This is a genomic window from Streptomyces sp. JLBT605 (genome assembly GCF_058215555.1).
Genome location: NZ_CM177087.1, coordinates 6,474,921 through 6,491,320, shown reverse-complemented (window position 1 = coordinate 6,491,320; position 16,400 = coordinate 6,474,921). Strand labels below are relative to the sequence as shown.

The following is a 16,400-nucleotide window of genomic DNA, read 5'->3' as shown; positions in this document are numbered from 1 at the left end:
GGTGCGTTCCTCAGGCGGCGACGGGGACGGACTGCTGAGGGGTGGGCAGGGCACGCAAGCGGTGCAGCCAGGCCACTCCGGCCGCCGACATCAGGCCGAAGGCGGCGCAGCACAGCCAGGGCAGTGCCTCGGTGCCGCCGTGTGCGGCCTGGTCCATGGCCCAGCCGACGAGGGTGTTGCCGACGGCGGCGGCGATGCCGGAGACGACGTAGAAGATCCCGAAGTAGGTGCCGGTGAGGTCGGCGCGGCCGAAGGAGGGGATCAGCTCCATCACGAACGGCTGGGCGATCATGGCGCCGAGGTAGAGCAGCAGGGCTCCGGCGAGGACCGGCAGCAGGGCGAGTACGGCCCGCCCGGTGCCGCCCGGGGCGGGTGATCCGGTGGCCAGCAGGGGTGGCAGGAAGGCGAGGCCCATCAGGGCCAGACCGCCCGCGATCCAGCGGGCCCGGCTGCCGCGTTCCTTGAGCGCGCGGGTGATGCGCATCTGGAGGGTGAGGTTGGCGGCGGTGCCGATGAGGAAGACCGCCCCGGCCGCGCCCTCCCAGCCGCTCGCCCGCCGCGCCCCGTCCGGGATCAGCAGATACAGCTGGTTCTCCATGGTGAACAGGCCGACCATGGCGAGTGAGAAGGCGAGGAACGCCCGGTTGGCGAGCACCTCGCGCCAGTCGCCGAGCACGCTGCCGCCGGAGGCGGGAACGGCGCGGGCGGGAAGGACGAGTGCCTGGGCGACGGTGAGGACAGCGAAGATGCCCGCGGCGGTGAGCGCGGAGGCCCGGAAGTCCACCAGCAGCAGGGCGCTGCCGAGCAGCGGGCCGATGAGGGCGCCGGTCGTCGCGAACATGTTGAACAGGGCGAACGCCTCGGCCTTCCGCTCTCCGGCCTCCTGTGCGAGGTAGGCGCGCACGGCGGGGTTGAACAGGGCGCCGGCCAGTCCGCTGAGCACCGAGGCGGCGAGCAGCACCGGCAGCCCGTCGCCGACCGCGAAGAGCGCGAAGCCGCAGGTCCGCAGCGCGCAGCCGGTGATGATGACGCCGCGGGCGCCCAGTCGGTCGGCGGCCGAGCCACCCACGATGAACAGGCCCTGCTGGCTGAGGTTGCGGACGCCCAGGACGATGCCGATGACGGCCGCGGACATCCCCAGGTCTTCGTCGAGGTGCGTGGCGAGGTAGGGGATGAGCAGGTAGAAGCCGGTGTTGACGCCGAGCTGGTTGATCAGCAGGAGGCGGATGGCGGGCGGGAATCCGCGTATCTCCTGCCAGGTCCGGGTCTTCCCCGTCGCCGTCTTGGTCTGTGTCGTCGTCCTGGTCTGGGTCGTCGGGTGCGTCGTCTGTGTCGTCGGCCGCGTCGTCATCGTGTGGTGGCTCCTTGCCGGTGGGTGGTGCGCTCGCCGGTCTCGCGGGGCCGCACGCCCAGTCCGGCGCGGTCGCTGACCCGGACGGTGCCGTCGGTGCCGCCGATGCCGCTCCACGGGTCGTGGGCCAGCAGCAGATGGCCGTCCAGGTCGACCCAGCGGGCCCGGTCGGCGAGGTGGACGGCGGGGGCGATGCCCAGGGAGCTGGCGGTGAGGCAGCCGAGCATCAGCGCGGTGCCGCTGCCGGTGAGGAGTTCGGCGATGCGCAGCGCGGCGTGTACGCCGCCGCACTTGGCGAGTTTGACGTTGACGCCGTGGACCCGTCCGGCGAGCCGGCGGACGTCCTCGTAGCCGACGGCGTCCTCGTCGGCGATGACGGGCAGCGGGGAGCGTGCCGCGAGTGCCGCCAGGGCTTCCGGGTCGCCGGGGGCGGTGGGCTGTTCGACGGCTTCGACGCCGAGGTCGGCGAAGCGCGGGATGAGGGCCGCGGCTTCGGCCGGCGTCCAGGCGCCGTTGGGGTCCAGCAGCAGCCGGACGTGCGGGGCGGCGTCGCGGATGGCGCGTATCCGGGCGAGGTCGTCCCCCGGGTCGGCGGTTCCGGCCTTGGCTTTCAGGAGGGTGAACCCGGCGGCGGCCAGGCAGCCGGCCTGCGCGGCGGCGCGGCCGGGGGTGGTGATCGAGATGGTCCGGGCGGTGGCCGCGGCGGGCGGGGTGAAGCCGCCGAGCAGTTGGTGGACGGCGGCGCCGGCGCGCTTGCCGACGAGGTCGAGCAGGGCGGCCTCCACGGCGGCGGTGACGGCGGGCGGGGTGCCGTCGGCGAGCAGGTTCTCCTCGCGCAGGGCCGCGAGCGCGGTCTCCGGGTCGGGGCAGCGGGCCAGCTCGGCCGCGGCGTCGCTCAGCAGCCGGTGCAAGGTGGCCGCGTCCAGCCCGAAGTAGGCGCTGGCGACGGCTTCCCCGTGGCCGCGCAGGCCGCGGTGTTCGACGCTGATCCAGACCGCGTCACGGGCGGTCATGGTGGAGCGGGAGATGCGCAGTGGCTCGGCGAGCGTCAGGCGAACGGTGCGCAGCAGGGTTTTCATGCGCGGGCCTCAAGGGGTGTGGGGGTGGGGGGCAGCGGGTCGACGACGGTGCGGCAGCGCGCCCAGCCGATGGCCTCGGCGGCGTGCGGATGGGGGATCTCCACCGGGCGGGTGGCGGCGGTGGCGGGGTCGATGCCGTGGGCGTGGGTGAAGTCGTCGTCGTAGACGGTGCCGAGGTAGCGGTGCGGGCCGTCGGGGAAGACGGTGGCGACGACGGCGCCGGGCTGGACGCGGGCGGCCCAGGCGGAGACGAGGGCGACGGCCCCGGTGCTCCAGCCGCCGCTGACGAAGTTGTCGCGGGCCAGCCGGCGGCAGCAGTCCGCGGCCTCGGCGGGGCCGACCCAGTGGATCTCGTCGAAGGCGTCGTAGGCGACGTTGCGCGGGTGGATGCTGCTGCCCAGGCCGCGCATGAGGCGGCTGCGGGCGGGCTGGCCGAAGATGGTCGAGCCGGTGGCGTCGACGCCGATGAGGCGCAGGGCGGGCCAGTGGCGGCGCAGCGGGGCGACGATGCCGGCGCTGTGGCCGCCGGTGCCGACGCTGCACACCAGGACGTCGAGGTGGTCGAGTTGGGTGGCGAGTTCGGCGGCCAGCGAGGCGTAGCCGGCGATGTTGTCGGGGTTGTTGTACTGGTCGGGCCAGTAGGCGCCGGGGAGTTCGGCGAGCAGTTCGCGCAGCCGGGTCAGCCGGGCGGCCTGCCAGCCGCCGGTGGCGGCGGGGCGGTCGACCAGCTCCAGGCGGGCTCCGTGGGCGCGCAGCATCCGGCGCATCGCCGGTTCGAGGTCGGCGTCGCCGACCAGGACGACGGGGTGGCCGAGGGCCTGGCCGGCGAAGGCGAGCCCGATGCCGAGGGTGCCGGAGGTCGACTCCACCACGGGCGCGCCGGGCGCGAGTTCGCCGCGCCGGCGGGCGCCGAGCAGCATGGACACCGCGGCGCGGGCCTTCATGCCGCCCGCGCCGAGTGCTTCCAGCTTGGCCCAGAAGCCGGGTTGGGGGCAGGGCAGGTCGCAGCCGATCCGGGCCAGCGGGGTGCGGCCGAGCAGGGTGAGCAGGTCGGGGTTGGCGCGGGTGGTGTGCAGGGTGGGCGCGGTCACCGGGCGCCTCCGTAGCGGTAGACGAAGCCCGGCCCGCCGTCGAGCCAGAAGAAGGGGTAGGGCTCGGCGCAGACGGCGCTGACCCCGGCGCCCAGGAAGTGCGGCAGTACGGCGCTGCCGGTCTGGGCGAACATCACCAGCGGTTTGCCGTGCCGGGCGGCGTGCGCGCGCAGCGTCTCGAAGGTGTCGTTGCCCAGGGTCATGCCGGAGGCGAGGATGGCGTCGCAGCGGTCGAGTGCGGCGGTCGCGTCGGTGGCGATGGGCTCGCCCCATTCGGTGGTGCCGCCCTTGAGGTCGCAGGGGATGGGCGTCAGGCCGCGGGCCCGCACCGCCTCCAGCAGGGAGTTGACGACGCCGACGACCAGGACGGTCCCGCCCGGGGCGAGGTCGAGCAGGCCGACGACGCCCTGGGCGCGGGCACGGGACTTCTCCAACGAGGTGCCGCCCGGCAGCGGCCAGGGCCGGGCGCCGCTGGCCGGGCCGGTGTGCGGCGCGGTGTGCATCAGATAGGCGTCGAGGGCGGCGATCCGCACCGGCCGCAGCGGGTGGTCCAGCAGGGTGTCGATGTCCGCGCCGACGCAGGTGTCGAGGGCGGTGGCAAAGAGCGTGCCGGGTTCGACGGCGCAGGAGCCGACGGCCCCGGCCAGCCGCAGGCTCAGCACCTCGTTGCGGTAGCCTCCGGCGCGCCCTTCGTGGCGGACCGCCTGGCTGGTGGTGAAGGCGACGGAGATCCGCTGGCGGCGCGGGTCGGGGCCGACCCGTCCGGCACGGACCCGGCGTATCAGGTCCTCGTAACAGCTCATCGGTTCACCACCCGCGGCCGCAGTCCGGCGAGCATTCGCTCAGCCTCGCGGCGGGCGCCGGGGCCGGTGGTGTCGGCGGCCATCACATGGCCGAGGTAGGCGTTGTTGCTGTCCGCCGCCGTCACCGTCGTGCCGGGCGCGGCGAGGTGGACTTCCAGGACGCCGGGGGCGTCCAGGGCGTCCTGGCCGTCGATGTGCTCCAGGGTGCCGGTGGTCTGGGGCACCAGGAAGCCGATGGCGGCGCTGCGCAGCCCGGTGTCGCGGGCGTTGAGGTCGGGGCGGCGGCCGAGGGCGACGTCCACGCAGGCCGCGGCGAGGTCGATGCCGGTGACGTGGCGGACGAGTTCGGTGATGCGGTTGCCCGCCGGGCGCGGGTTGACCTCGACGACCCGGGGGCCGTCGGGGGTGAGTTTGATCTCGGTGTGGGCGACGACGTCGTCCAGGCCCAGGGCGGCGAGGGCGGCGAGCGCGGTCCGCGAGGCCGCGGCGGCGTCGGTCTGGGCAAGGTCGGCGGGGAACATGTGGCCGGTCTCGATGAAGGCGGGGGCACCGCCGACGCTCTTGTCGGTCACCCCGACCACCTCGGTGGTGCCGCGGCACGAGACCGTCTCCACGCTGACTTCGGGGCCCTGGAGCAGCTCTTCGAGGAGCACCTGCGGGGCGCGCCGCTGGCCTCGCGCGTTGACCGGGAATCCGGCCAGTTCCCGGTGGGCGGCGGCCAGCTGCCGTTCGTCGTCGATCCGGCGTACGTACATCCCGGCGCACAGGTCCACCGGTTTGAGCACGAGCGGGTAGCCGATCTCGCGGGCCGCCCGGGCGGTGGCCGGCCAGTCGTCGCAGACCGCGAAGCGGGGACCGGGCACGCCCGCCGCGGCCAGCGTGCGGCGGGTGGCGTCCTTGCGGCAGGCGGCGTGCACGGCTTCGGGCGCGGCGCCGGGCAGACCGAGGTGGCCGGCGATCCGGGCGACGGTGGGCAGGTAGTAGTCGCAGGAGGTGAGGACGCCGTCGAAGCGCAACACCTCGTGCAGCCGGGCGACATGCGGCAGCAGGGCGTCGGCGTCGTTGGTGTCGGCGGTCAGCACATGGGTGGCCGCGAGCAGCGGGTGAGCCGTCCCCTCGGGGGCGGACCGCAGGTAGTGGTGGAGATCGCGGGTGAGGAAGGTGAATTGGTGGCCGCCCTCGCGGATCGCCCGCGGCAGCAGCCTGCTCATCGATCCGACCCAGCTTTCGACCATCAGCAGATGACCCACGGCTCTCCTTCGTCTCGGGCCTTGCATCGGGGCTTCGCATCGGGACTTCGTCTCGAAGCTTTGACCGAGCCCTCACACTAAACGATAATCGTTTTCATTGTCATCTGACTGGACCACAGACCCCTCGAATGCGAGCCCCGTGACCCCCGCCACCACCCGACGCGCCGCCCTGCTGTGCGCACTTGCCGTCAGCGCCACCGTCCTCACCCCGACCGCCCTCGCCGCACCGCAAGCCACGGCCGAAGCCGCGCGCGACGCCCCGCACGGAGCCCCGGCCATCGACTTCGGGCCCTGCCCGGGCGCCGTCCCGGCCCCTCCCCCACCGGACCGGGTGGAGTGCGGCACGCTGAGCGTTCCGCTGGACCACCGGCACCCGCACGGCCGGCAGCTGCGCATCGCGGTCTCCCGGGTGCCCGCCTCCGGCCCCGCGGCCGAGCGGCGCGGCGTGCTCCTGGTCAACCCCGGCGGCCCCGGCGGATCCGGGCTGCCCTACGCGGTGACCAAGCGCGCCAAGCTGCCGGAGAGCGTGCGCCGCGCCTACGACGTCATCGGCTTCGACCCGCGCGGTACCGGGAGCAGCGCGCCTGCCGACTGCGGCCCGATGGGCGGCCTCTTCGACTCCCTGGGCGCCGACCCGGTGCCCCGTGGGAAGGCCGCCGAACAGGCCCATCTGGCCGGCCTGCGCCGGATGGCCGCCGACTGCGCGGCCGGGGTGGGCGAGGCGCTGCCGCATCTGTCCACCGCCGAGACCGCCCGCGACATGGACGCGATACGCGCCGCCCTCGGCGAGCCCCGCATCGCCTTTCTCGGCGTGAGCTACGGCAGCTATCTCGGCGCCGCCTACGCCGCCCGCTTCCCCCACCGGGTCGGCCCGATGGTGCTGGACAGCGTCGTCGGCCCCGGGGACTGGTACGCCTTCGACCTGCGGCAGAGCCGCGCCCTGCTGCGGCAGCGGCAGATCCTCTTCGGCTGGCTGGCCCGGCCGGAGAACGCCGCCCGCTTCCGCCTGGGCGACACCCCCGAGCAGGTCAGGGCCTCCTACCAGCGGGTCCGGGACGGTCTGGCGGCCCGGGCGGTGGACGGCTTCGGCGCCGCCGCGTTCGACCGGGCGGTCTACCGGGCGCTGGGCCGCACCGAGCGCTGGGCACCGCTGGCCGAGGGGCTGCGCGGCTACCTGGACCACGGCGAGGTGTCCGGGCTGCGCCCCGCCGCGCCGTTCGACGGGCCCGCCTCACGCATCTACGAGGCCGCGAACCGCGCGGTCAAGTGCGCCGACGGCCCCGGCCCCGCCCCGGACCGGCTGATCGCCGACATCCGCCGGCTGCGCCGGCTGGACCGGCAGCCGCTGCTCACCGGGATCGAGGCGTCGGTGTGCGCGTACTGGCCGTGGCAGCCGCACCGGCGCACCCCGCTGGGCGGCCCGACGGTACCGCCCGTGCTGCTGGTCGCCTCCGAGCACGACCCGGTCACCCCGATCGAGGGCGCCCGCCGACTGCGCCGCGAACTGCCCGGCTCACGGCTGGTGACCTTGCACGACGACTACTCGCACGGTGTGTTCGCCAGCCGGGGCAACGCCTGTGTGGACTCCACCGCCGCGACCTACCTCACCCAGGGCACCGTCCCGGCCGGGGATGTGCACTGCGCCGGCCCCGGCCTGCCCTGACGCCCCCAGGCTCCTGCGACCCGGCGTCGCCCTGGTGGGCGAACGCGCCCGCGCACCGGCCGTTCCACGCCGCCCGAAGGCGGCCGAAGTGGTACGGATAGCCGCACGTCAAGGCAGGGAGCGGCCGGCATGGAGTGGTTCACCTCGTCCGACTACTGGCTGAGCCGGCTGGTCTTCCAGCGGGGCCTGGCCGCCCTCTACCTGGTCGCGTTCCTCGCGGCGGCCGCCCAGTTCCGGGCGCTGATCGGGGAGCGCGGCATGCTGCCGGTGCCCGACTTCCTGGCGCGGGTGCCGTTCCGCCACTCCCCGAGCCTGTTCCACTGGCGCTACTCCGACCGGCTCTTCGCCGGCTGCGCCTGGCTGGGTGCCGCACTGGCCGCCGCGGTGGCGGCCGGTGCGGCCGACGCCGTGCCGCTGTGGGCGTCGATGCTGATGTGGCTGGTGCTGTGGCTGCTGTACCTGTCGATCGTCAACGTCGGGCAGACCTGGTACGCCTTCGGCTGGGAGTCGCTGCTGCTGGAGACCGGATTCCTCGCCGTCTTCCTGGGCAACGAGGACACCGCCCCTCCGGTGCTGGTGCTGTGGCTGCTGCGCTGGCTGCTGTTCCGGGTGGAGTTCGGCGCCGGGCTGATCAAGATGCGCGGAGACCGCTGCTGGCGCGATCTGACCTGCCTGTACTACCACCATGAGACGCAGCCCATGCCGGGCCCGCTGAGCTGGTTCTTCCACCGCCTGCCGCGGCCGCTGCACCGGGTCGAGGTCGCGGCCAACCATGTCGCCCAGCTCCTGCTGCCCGTCCTGCTGTTCACCCCGCAGCCGATCGCGTCCGTGGCGGCCGGGCTGATCGCCGTCACCCAGCTGTGGCTGGTGGCCTCCGGAAACTTCTCCTGGCTCAACTGGCTGACCATCCTGCTCGCCCTCTCCGCCATCGACGGCCGCCGGGCAGCCGACGCCCTGTCACTGCCCCAGCCGCACCACCTCCCCGGTCCCCCGGTCTGGTACGAGGCGCTGGTGCTGCTGCTGACCGCGTCGGTGCTGGTGCTCAGCTACTGGCCGGCCCGCAATCTGCTCTCCGGCCGCCAGCTGATGAACTACTCCTTCACCCCGCTCCACCTGGTCAACACCTACGGGGCGTTCGGCAGCATCAACCGCACCCGGCAGGAGATCGTCATCGAGGGCACCGAGGACCGGGTGCCCACCTCGGCGACGGTGTGGCGGGAGTACGAGTTCAAGGGCAAACCGGGCGACGTACGCCGGATGCCGCGCCAGTTCGCCCCCTACCACCTGCGGCTGGACTGGCTGATGTGGTTCGCCGGGATCTCCCCGGGCTATGCCCGCTCCTGGTTCGTGCCCCTGGTCAGCAGACTGCTCACCGGCGACAAGGACACCCTCCGGCTGCTGCGCGTGAACCCCTTCCCCGACCAGCCGCCGGCCCTGGTGCGCGCCCGCCTCTACCTCTACCGCTTCACCACGTGGCGGGAGCTGCGCAGCACGGGCGCCTGGTGGCACCGCACGCTGATCCGCGAGTTCCTGCCTCCGGTCGGGCTTGAGCATACGGAGCGGTGACCTCGCGCACATGGTCCACCTGCACCGTGGTGTGGGTGATGCCGTATGTCTCGCGGAGGACGGTCTCCAGTTCCTGACGGATCGTGTGGCAGTCGCCGCCCGGAACCACCAGGACGTGCGCGGAGAGCGAGACCTCTCCCGAGGTGATCTGCCAGACATGCAGATCGTGGACCCCGGCGACCTCCGGGTGGCCGGCCAGCCGGTCGCCGACCTCGTCGGGCTCGATCCCGGCGGGCGCGGCCTCCAGCAGGACCCGCCCGGAGGCGCGGAGCAGCCCCACACCCGCCTTGAGCATCAGGGCGACGACCACCAGTGAGGCGATGGCGTCGGCGCGGGCGAATCCGGTGACCATCACCACCAGGCCGGAGACGGCGGTGCCGATGAAGGCGTAGAGGTCGTTGAGGATGTGCTGGAAGGCGCCTTCGACGTTGAGCGAGGAGCGGTTGGCGCGCGACATGCACCAGGCGGCCGCGATGTTCACCGCCACCCCGGCCAGCCCGGTGGCCAGCACCATACGACCGTCGACGTCCGGCGGGTCGATCAGCCGCGCGACCGATTCATAGCCGAGCCAGGCGGCGAGCAGCAGCAGGGAGAGACCGTTCGCCTGTGCCGAGAGGATGCCGGCCCGTTTCAGGCCGAAGGTGAATCTGCCGCGCGCGGGCCGGGCCGCGAGACGTATCGCCACGAGCGCCAGCACGATCGCGGCGGCGTCGGTGAGCATATGGGCGGCGTCGGATATCAGGGCCACCGACCGGGCGGCTATCCCGATGAAGACCTCCACCGCCATGAAGCAGCTGATCAGCGTGAGGGCGAGGGTCAGCCAGCGGCGATCGGCGTCCTCGGCGACGCCGTGGCTGTGCCCCGCGGCGTGCTCGGGCCCGTGTTCACGACCGTGCTCGTGCCCGTGTTCGTGCTGCCGAACGCCCACCCTGGCCTCCTCGAATCTCCGTTCAGGACAGCGCAAGTGAACAGCAATGAGCGGAATTCCTCAAAGGCTGCAATGGACACGGTTATCAGGTGGAGTTACTGTCCTTTTCGGAATTCCGGAACGGGAATTGTTTTCATTCCCGATCCGTCGGATCCGGACGACAATCGATGGCATGTACGAGACAACCTCGTCCGGGTGAGGCCCCCGCCGGACGGGTGACCATCGCCTCGCCACCCGCGTTGGGTCGGCTGTGACAACCATGACGCAACGGCGCCCCCTCGCGCAGCGAAGCATGGCGCTGGACACGACCCCGCCAGGCATGGCCGCGGACGCCGAAACGGTTCCTCGGGCCGCGTCCGTCCCCATCTACGCGGCCCTGGTCGAACGCTGGTCGTCCGCGGGCAGAACCGTGCCCGGGCGGTACGACCGGGAATGGGCGGAGCTGATGAGCATCCCGCCCTGGCCGGACGGCGGCGCCTACCCCTCCCGGTGAGCGCCGCCGCGCCGGATCAGCCGCCGAGCGGAATCACTCGTCGCCGCCTTCCAGATCCCCCTCCGTCTCCAGGTACAGCTCGCGCACCGCGGCCAGCACCTCGGGGTCGGGTTCGGCCCACATGCCACGGCTCTCGGCCTCCAGCAGCCGCTCCGCCATGCCGTGCAGCGCCCAGGGGTTGGCCTCCGTCAGGAAGGCGCGGTTCTCCGGGTCCAGCAGATAGCTCTGCGCCAGCTTGTCGTACATCCAGTCGGCGATCACGCCGGTGGTGGCGTCGTAGCCGAAGAGGTAGTCGACCGTCGCGGCGAGCTCGAAGGCGCCCTTGTAGCCGTGGCGGCGCATCGCCTCGATCCAGCGCGGGTTGACCACGCGGGCACGGAAGACCCGCGAGGTCTCCTCGTGCAGCGTGCGGGTGCGCACCGTCTCCGGGCGGGTGCTGTCGCCGATGTAGGCGGCCGGGGCGGTGCCCTTCAGCGCCCGCACGGTGGCGACCATCCCGCCGTGGTACTGGAAGTAGTCGTCCGAGTCGGCGATGTCGTGCTCGCGGGTGTCGGTGTTCTTCGCCGCCACCGCGATCCGCTTGTAGGCGGTCTCCATCTCCTCGCGGGCCGGGCGCCCTTCCAGACCGCGGCCGTAGGCGTAGCCGCCCCAGACGGTGTACACCTCGGCCAGGTCGGCGTCGGTGCGCCAGTCCCGGCTGTCGATCAGCTGGAGCAGGCCCGCGCCGTAGGTGCCGGGGCGGGAGCCGAAGATCCGCACGGTGGCGCGGCGTTCGTCGCCGTGCGAGGCGAGGTCGGCCCGGGTGTGCGCCCGTACGAAGTTGTCCGCGTCCGGCTCGTCGAGGGAGGCCGCGAGCCGTACCGCGTCGTCCAGCAGTCCGACGACATGGGGGAAGGCGTCGCGGAAGAAGCCGCTGATGCGCAGGGTGACATCGATGCGGGGGCGGCCCAGCTGGTCCAGCGGGACGGGCTCGAGTCCGGTGACGCGCCGTGAGGCGTCGTCCCACACCGGGCGGATGCCCAGCAGGGCCAGCGCCTCGGCCACGTCGTCACCGGCGGTGCGCATCGCGCTGGTGCCCCACAGCGACAGCCCCACCGACCGCGGCCACTCTCCGTTGTCGGTGCGGTAGCGCTCCAGCAGCGAGTCGGCCAGCGCCTGACCGGTCTCCCAGGCCAGCCGGCTGGGCACCGCCTTGGGGTCGACCGAGTAGAAGTTGCGCCCGGTGGGCAGCACGTTGACCAGGCCGCGCAGCGGCGATCCGGACGGGCCGGCGGGCACGAAGCCGCCGCGGAGCGCGTGCAGGGCGTGGTCCAGCTCGTCGGTGGTGGCGGCGAGACGGGGCACCACCTCGCGGGCGGCGAAGTCCAGGATGGCCGCGACCGCGTCCCGCTGGGTCTCGGGCACCCCGAGGGAGACCTTGGCCACCGCCTCCGGGTCCCAGCCGGCGTCCTCCATCGCCTGCACCAGGGCGCGGGCGCGCTCCTCGGCCTCATCGGCGCCGGTGCGGGTGGCCGCCGACTCGTCCAGGCCCAGCGCCTCGCGCAGCCCGGGCAGTGCGGAGGTACCACCCCAGATCTGCCGGGCGCGCAGGATGGCCAGGACAAGGTTGACCCGCTCCGGGCCGGCCGGAGCACCGCCGAGCACATGCAGACCGTCGCGGATCTGGGCGTCCTTGACCTCGCACAGCCAGCCGTCGACGTGCAGCAGGAAGTCGTCGAAGCCGTCGTCGTCCGGGCGCTCCTCCATCCCCAGGTCGTGGTCGAGCCTGGCGGCCTGGATCAGCGTCCAGATCTGGGCGCGGATCGCCGGCAGCTTGGCGGGGTCCATGGAGGAGATCTGCGCGTACTCGTCGAGCAGCTGCTCCAGCCGCGCGATGTCGCCGTAGGAGTCGGCCCGGGCCATCGGCGGCACCAGGTGGTCGACGAGGGTGGCGTGCACCCGCCGCTTGGCCTGGGTGCCCTCGCCCGGGTCGTTGACGAGGAACGGGTAGATCAGCGGCAGGTCGCCGAGCGCGGCGTCCGGACCGCAGGCGGCCGACAGCCCCGCGTTCTTCCCCGGCAGCCACTCCAGGTTGCCGTGCTTGCCCAGGTGGATCATGGCGTCCGCGCCGAAACCGCCGTCGGCCTGCGCGGTGGCCATCCAGCGGTAGGCGGCCAGGTAGTGGTGGGACGGCGGCAGGTCCGGGTCGTGGTAGATCGCGATCGGGTTCTCGCCGAAGCCGCGCGGGGGCTGGATGACGATGAGCAGATTGCCGCGGCGCAGCGCGGCCAGCACGATGTCACCGTCGGGGTTGCGGCTGGTGTCGACGAACATCTCGCCCGGCGGCGGGCCCCAGTGCTCCTCCACCGCCTCCCGCAGCTCCTGGGGCAGCTGCCCGTACCAGCGGCGGTAGTCGGCGGCCGGGATCCGGACCGGGTTCTTCGCCAGCTGCTCCTCGGTCAGCCACTGCTGGTCGTGGCCGCCGGCCTCGATGAGGGCGCGGATCAGCTCGTCACCGTCCCCCGACTTAAGGCCCGGCACCGGCTCGGGGCCGAAGTCATAGCCCTCCGCCTGAAGTCGGCGGAGCAGGGCGACGGCGCTGGCCGGGGTGTCCAGGCCGACGGCGTTGCCGATCCGGGAGTGCTTGGTGGGGTACGCGGACAGCACGAGCGCGAGGCGCTTGTCGGCCGCGGGGATGTGCCGCAGCCGGGCGTGTCGCACCGCGATCCCGGCGACCCGCGCGGCGCGCTCGGGGTCGGCGACGTACACCGGCAGCCCGTCCTCGTCGACCTCCTTGAAGGAGAACGGCACCGTGATCAGCCGGCCGTCGAACTCGGGCACGGCGACCTGGGTGGCGGCGTCCAGCGGGGAGAGCCCCTCGTCGTTCTCCTCCCAGGCCGAGCGGGTCCCGGTCAGGCAGAGCGCCTGGAGGATCGGCACGTCGAGGGAGGCGAGCGCGCCCGCGTCCCAGGACTCGTCGTCCCCGCCGGCCGACGCCTCGGCGGGCCGGGTGCCGCCGGCGGCGAGCACGGTGGTCACCACCGCGTCGGCCGGGCGCAGCGCCTCGATCAGCTCGGCCTCGGGGGCGCGCAGCGAGGCGACGAACAGCGGCAGGGCACGGCCGCCGGCCCGCTCGATCGCCTGGCACAGGGTCTCCACGAAGGCGGTGTTGCCGCTCATGTGGTGGGCGCGGTAGTAGAGCACGGCGACCAGCGGGCCGGTGGCGTCGGCGGCGGGCGCCGGACGGTCCAGCGGGCCCCAGGAGGGCGCGGCCGCGGGCGGCTCGAAACCGTGGCCGGTGAGCAGCACGGTGTCGGAGAGGAAGCGGGCGAGCTGCCCGAGGTTGGCGGGGCCGCCGTGCGCGAGGTAGGCGTGCGCCTCTGCCGCGATGCCGACCGGCACCGTGGACGCCTCCATCAGCTGGGCGTCGGGGGCCTGTTCACCGGAGAGCACCACGACCGGCCGGTCCCCGGCGAGCAGGATGTCCAGCCCCTCCTGCCAGGCCCGGATGCCGCCGAGGAGGCGGACGACGACCAGGTCGGTGCCCTCCAGCAGGGCGGGGAGCTCGTCGAGGTCCAGGCGCGCGGGGTTGGCGAGCCGGAAGGAGACCGGCCCCTGGGAGGTCTCGGCGGCACGGGCGCTGAGCAGGTCGGTGTCGGACGTCGACAGCAGCAGGATGCGGTGGGTCTCGGGTCGGGGGGCCTCGGGTCGCCCCTCGGAGATATGCGGCATAGCGGCACGGCCTTCCTCGGGGTCCGCGCCCCGGGCGGTGAAGAGGACGGCGGGAGTTCCTGGCTCGCGCGGCCGCGCGGTGCGGCCGTGCTGACAGTGGCGGGACCGCGCCGGACTCACACCGGCTTCCTCCCCTGGCGCCGTCGCTGGCGTCCGGCGGACCGGGGTCGGACCGCCGAGGAGCATAGTAAGGGCTGATCAGGCGTCCGGGGCAGGCCGCCCGATGTGATTCGTCGGTATGCTCGCCGCCATGCCGCTCACCCCCCCGACCAGCCCATCAGGGGCGGAACCGCCTCTTCGCGGGCGTGGCGACGCCTGCCCCGGGGCGCTGCGCCTGCATGCCGCGGACGACGGCGCGCTGGCGCGCGTCCGGCTGCCCGCCGGGCTGCTGACATCCGGTCAGGCGGAAGTGCTGGCGCGGGCGGCCGAGGAACTCGGGGACGGGCACCTGGACATCACCTCCCGGGGCAATGTGCAGTTGCGCGGACTGGCGGGCGACTGTGGCGGCGCGCTGGCGGACCGGCTGCGGGCGGCCGGACTGCTGCCGTCCGACCGGCACGAGCGGGCACGCAACATCGTGGCCTCGCCACTGGCAGGGCTGGACGGCGCGGGGTACGGGGATCTGCGGGCGTGGGCCCGTGAGTTGGACCGGCTGCTCTGCACGGAATCCGACACCACTGAACTTTCCGGGAGATTCCTCTTCGCGCTGGACGACGGCCGCGGGGACATGGCGGCGCTCGGCGCCGATGTGACATTGATCGCAGCCGCGGATGACACGGCAGTGTTGCGGGTGGGTTCGAGCGATGGGGCGCTGGTGGTCCGGGGGGCGGACGCGCCGGGTGCGGCGGTGCTGGCCGCGCTGGAGTTCCTGGCGGCCGTGCGGGAGAGCGGGACGCGGGCCTGGCGGGTGCGCGAACTCCCGGCCCGGCACGCCGTGTCGGCCGATCGGCTGATACGCCGGCTCGCCGCCGCGGGCATCGACGCGGAGCCGGTGGAGGGCGCGGCGGATGATGAGTCCGCTGCGGGCAACTTCCCTGCGGGTGGCGCGGCTAGCGCGGGTACGGATGGCGAATCCGTGACGTGCGGCTCCGCCGCGGAGACCGGCTCCGAGAAGGTCAGCGGGCTCGCGGCGGCCGGGCCCCCGCCGGGGCTGGTCGTCGGGCCCGACGGGCGGTGCGCGCTCTCCGTGCTCGCGCCCCTCGGCCGGCTGACCGTCGCCCAGTGGCGGCTGCTCGTCCAGGCCGCGGCCCGGGACGGCGCGGACCAGCTGCGTGTGACACCCTGGCGCGGCGTGGTGGTCCCGGGCCTGCCGGCCGGCAGCGGCCGGGCCATCCTCGCCGCATGGGCCAAGGCCGGTCTGGTCGTGGACGTGAGTTCGCCGTGGCGCGGCGTCGGCGCGTGCACCGGACGGCCCGGTTGCGCCAAGTCCCTGACCGACGTGCGGGCCGACGCGGCGCGCGCCGTGCGCGGCGCGCCCCCTGGCGCGCTGCCGGTCTACTGGTCAGGGTGCGAGCGGCGCTGCGGTCACCCGGCCTCCGGCGGCTGGGTGGACGTCCTGGCGACCGGTGACGGCTACCGGGTGTCGGTGCGCGGCGCGCCGGAGACGGCGCGCACGGCGCACGCGGTAACAACGGCTCACACCGGGCAAGCAGTAACAACGGCGCACAGCAGGCAAGCGGTAACAACGGTGCACACCGCGCACGCGGTGACAGCGGAAGAGGCGGCCGACGCGGTGGCGGCGGCACGCGGAACGACATGATCGAGGGCACAGTGTTCGACTACGAGAAGGACGGGGCGGAGATATACCGCCAGTCCTTTGCCACCATCCGCGCCGAGGCGGATCTCGCCGGGCTCCCCGCCGATGTCAGCCAGGTCGCGGTACGGATGATCCACGCCTGCGGCATGGTCGACCTGGTGCGGGACCTCGGCTACACCCCCGAGGTGGTCTCCCGCGCCCGCGCCGCGCTGCGCGCCGGAGCACCCATCCTGTGCGACGCGCAGATGGTCGCCAGCGGCGTCACCCGCAAGCGGCTGCCCGCTGACAACGACGTGCTGTGCACGCTGTCCGACCCGTCGGTGCCGGAGCTGGCCGCCCGGATGGGCACCACCCGGACCGCCGCGGCCCTGGAGTTGTGGCGGGACCGGCTCGAGGGCGCGGTGGTGGCCGTCGGCAACGCGCCCACCGCGCTCTTCCGGCTGCTGGAGATGATCGAGGAGGGCGCGCCGCGCCCCGCCGCGGTCATCGGTGTCCCGGTCGGGTTCATCGGGGCGGCCGAGTCCAAGGACGCGCTGGCCGGGCATCCGGCGGCGCTCGACCACCTGGTGGTGCGCGGACGGCGGGGCGGCAGCGCCATCGCCGCGGCCGCGATCAACGCGATAGCGAGCGAGGAAGAGTGAGCGAGCAGCAGGTCACCGGGGCCGGTTCGGGCGTCGGTACGGGCGCGGGCGTCGCGGCCGGTTCGGGC

The 16,400-nt window shown here is 73.8% G+C and carries 12 protein-coding genes and 1 riboswitch; of the genes, 5 read left to right on the top strand and 7 right to left on the bottom strand.

Annotation, left to right across the window (positions count from 1 at the left end; genetic code table 11):
* Positions 1-10: 10 nt before the first annotated feature.
* From AC4BDD_RS28125 to AC4BDD_RS28105, 5 genes are read right to left on the bottom strand one after another with little or no spacing between them, the layout of a single operon-like run.
* The gene (locus AC4BDD_RS28125; protein ID WP_490688267.1) at positions 11-1,351 is read right to left on the bottom strand and encodes an MFS transporter; all 1,341 of its coding nucleotides are present in this window, start codon (positions 1,349-1,351) and stop codon (positions 11-13) included.
* Positions 1,348-2,430: a dipeptide epimerase gene (locus AC4BDD_RS28120; RefSeq protein ID WP_490688266.1), complete on the bottom strand. Its 1,083-nt coding sequence runs from the start codon at positions 2,428-2,430 to the stop codon at positions 1,348-1,350. Before AC4BDD_RS28120 ends, AC4BDD_RS28125 begins: the two co-directional genes overlap by 4 nt.
* On the bottom strand, positions 2,427-3,521 hold the full coding sequence (locus AC4BDD_RS28115) for a PLP-dependent cysteine synthase family protein (protein WP_490688265.1): 1,095 nt from the start codon (positions 3,519-3,521) through the stop codon (positions 2,427-2,429). The genes AC4BDD_RS28120 and AC4BDD_RS28115 overlap by 4 nt, the downstream gene beginning before the upstream one ends.
* Positions 3,518-4,324: a Rossmann-like domain-containing protein gene (locus AC4BDD_RS28110; protein WP_490688264.1), complete on the bottom strand. Its 807-nt coding sequence runs from the start codon at positions 4,322-4,324 to the stop codon at positions 3,518-3,520. Before AC4BDD_RS28110 ends, AC4BDD_RS28115 begins: the two co-directional genes overlap by 4 nt.
* Entirely contained in the window at positions 4,321-5,574 is a 1,254-nt protein-coding gene (locus tag AC4BDD_RS28105; RefSeq protein ID WP_490688263.1) for an ATP-grasp domain-containing protein, read from the bottom strand. The genes AC4BDD_RS28110 and AC4BDD_RS28105 overlap by 4 nt, the downstream gene beginning before the upstream one ends.
* A 139-nt stretch (positions 5,575-5,713) precedes the next feature.
* Here AC4BDD_RS28105 and AC4BDD_RS28100 point away from each other — a divergent pair, with 139 nt between their 5' ends.
* Positions 5,714-7,237: an alpha/beta hydrolase gene (locus AC4BDD_RS28100; RefSeq protein ID WP_490688262.1), complete on the top strand. Its 1,524-nt coding sequence runs from the start codon at positions 5,714-5,716 to the stop codon at positions 7,235-7,237.
* A gap of 129 nt (positions 7,238-7,366) precedes the next feature.
* Positions 7,367-8,803, top strand: a complete 1,437-nt coding sequence (locus AC4BDD_RS28095) for a lipase maturation factor family protein (protein WP_490688261.1) — start codon at positions 7,367-7,369, stop codon at positions 8,801-8,803.
* On the opposite strand, the gene AC4BDD_RS28090 is transcribed toward AC4BDD_RS28095, so the two are convergent.
* Positions 8,703-9,731, bottom strand: a complete 1,029-nt coding sequence (locus AC4BDD_RS28090) for a cation diffusion facilitator family transporter (protein WP_490688260.1) — start codon at positions 9,729-9,731, stop codon at positions 8,703-8,705. The genes AC4BDD_RS28095 and AC4BDD_RS28090 overlap by 101 nt on opposite strands.
* A gap of 292 nt (positions 9,732-10,023) precedes the next feature.
* On the opposite strand from AC4BDD_RS28090, the gene AC4BDD_RS28085 reads away from it, so the two are divergent.
* Positions 10,024-10,224, top strand: a complete 201-nt coding sequence (locus tag AC4BDD_RS28085; RefSeq protein ID WP_490688259.1) for a hypothetical protein — start codon at positions 10,024-10,026, stop codon at positions 10,222-10,224.
* A 33-nt stretch (positions 10,225-10,257) separates the two neighbouring features.
* Here the strand turns inward: AC4BDD_RS28085 and cobN are convergent, their stop codons facing one another.
* A complete protein-coding gene (gene cobN / locus AC4BDD_RS28080; RefSeq protein WP_490688258.1) occupies positions 10,258-13,935 on the bottom strand; it encodes a cobaltochelatase subunit CobN in 3,678 nt (1,225 codons plus the stop codon).
* Between the two features lie 53 nt (positions 13,936-13,988).
* Positions 13,989-14,067: riboswitch (cobalamin riboswitch) on the bottom strand.
* 106 nt (positions 14,068-14,173) lie between these two features.
* Here cobN and cobG point away from each other — a divergent pair.
* Together cobG and AC4BDD_RS28070 are read left to right on the top strand one after the other, a co-directional pair.
* Positions 14,174-15,694: a precorrin-3B synthase gene (cobG, locus tag AC4BDD_RS28075; RefSeq protein WP_490688257.1), complete on the top strand. Its 1,521-nt coding sequence runs from the start codon at positions 14,174-14,176 to the stop codon at positions 15,692-15,694.
* A complete protein-coding gene (locus AC4BDD_RS28070; protein WP_490688256.1) occupies positions 15,691-16,332 on the top strand; it encodes a precorrin-8X methylmutase in 642 nt (213 codons plus the stop codon). The genes cobG and AC4BDD_RS28070 overlap by 4 nt, the downstream gene beginning before the upstream one ends.
* Positions 16,333-16,400 lie beyond the last annotated feature (68 nt).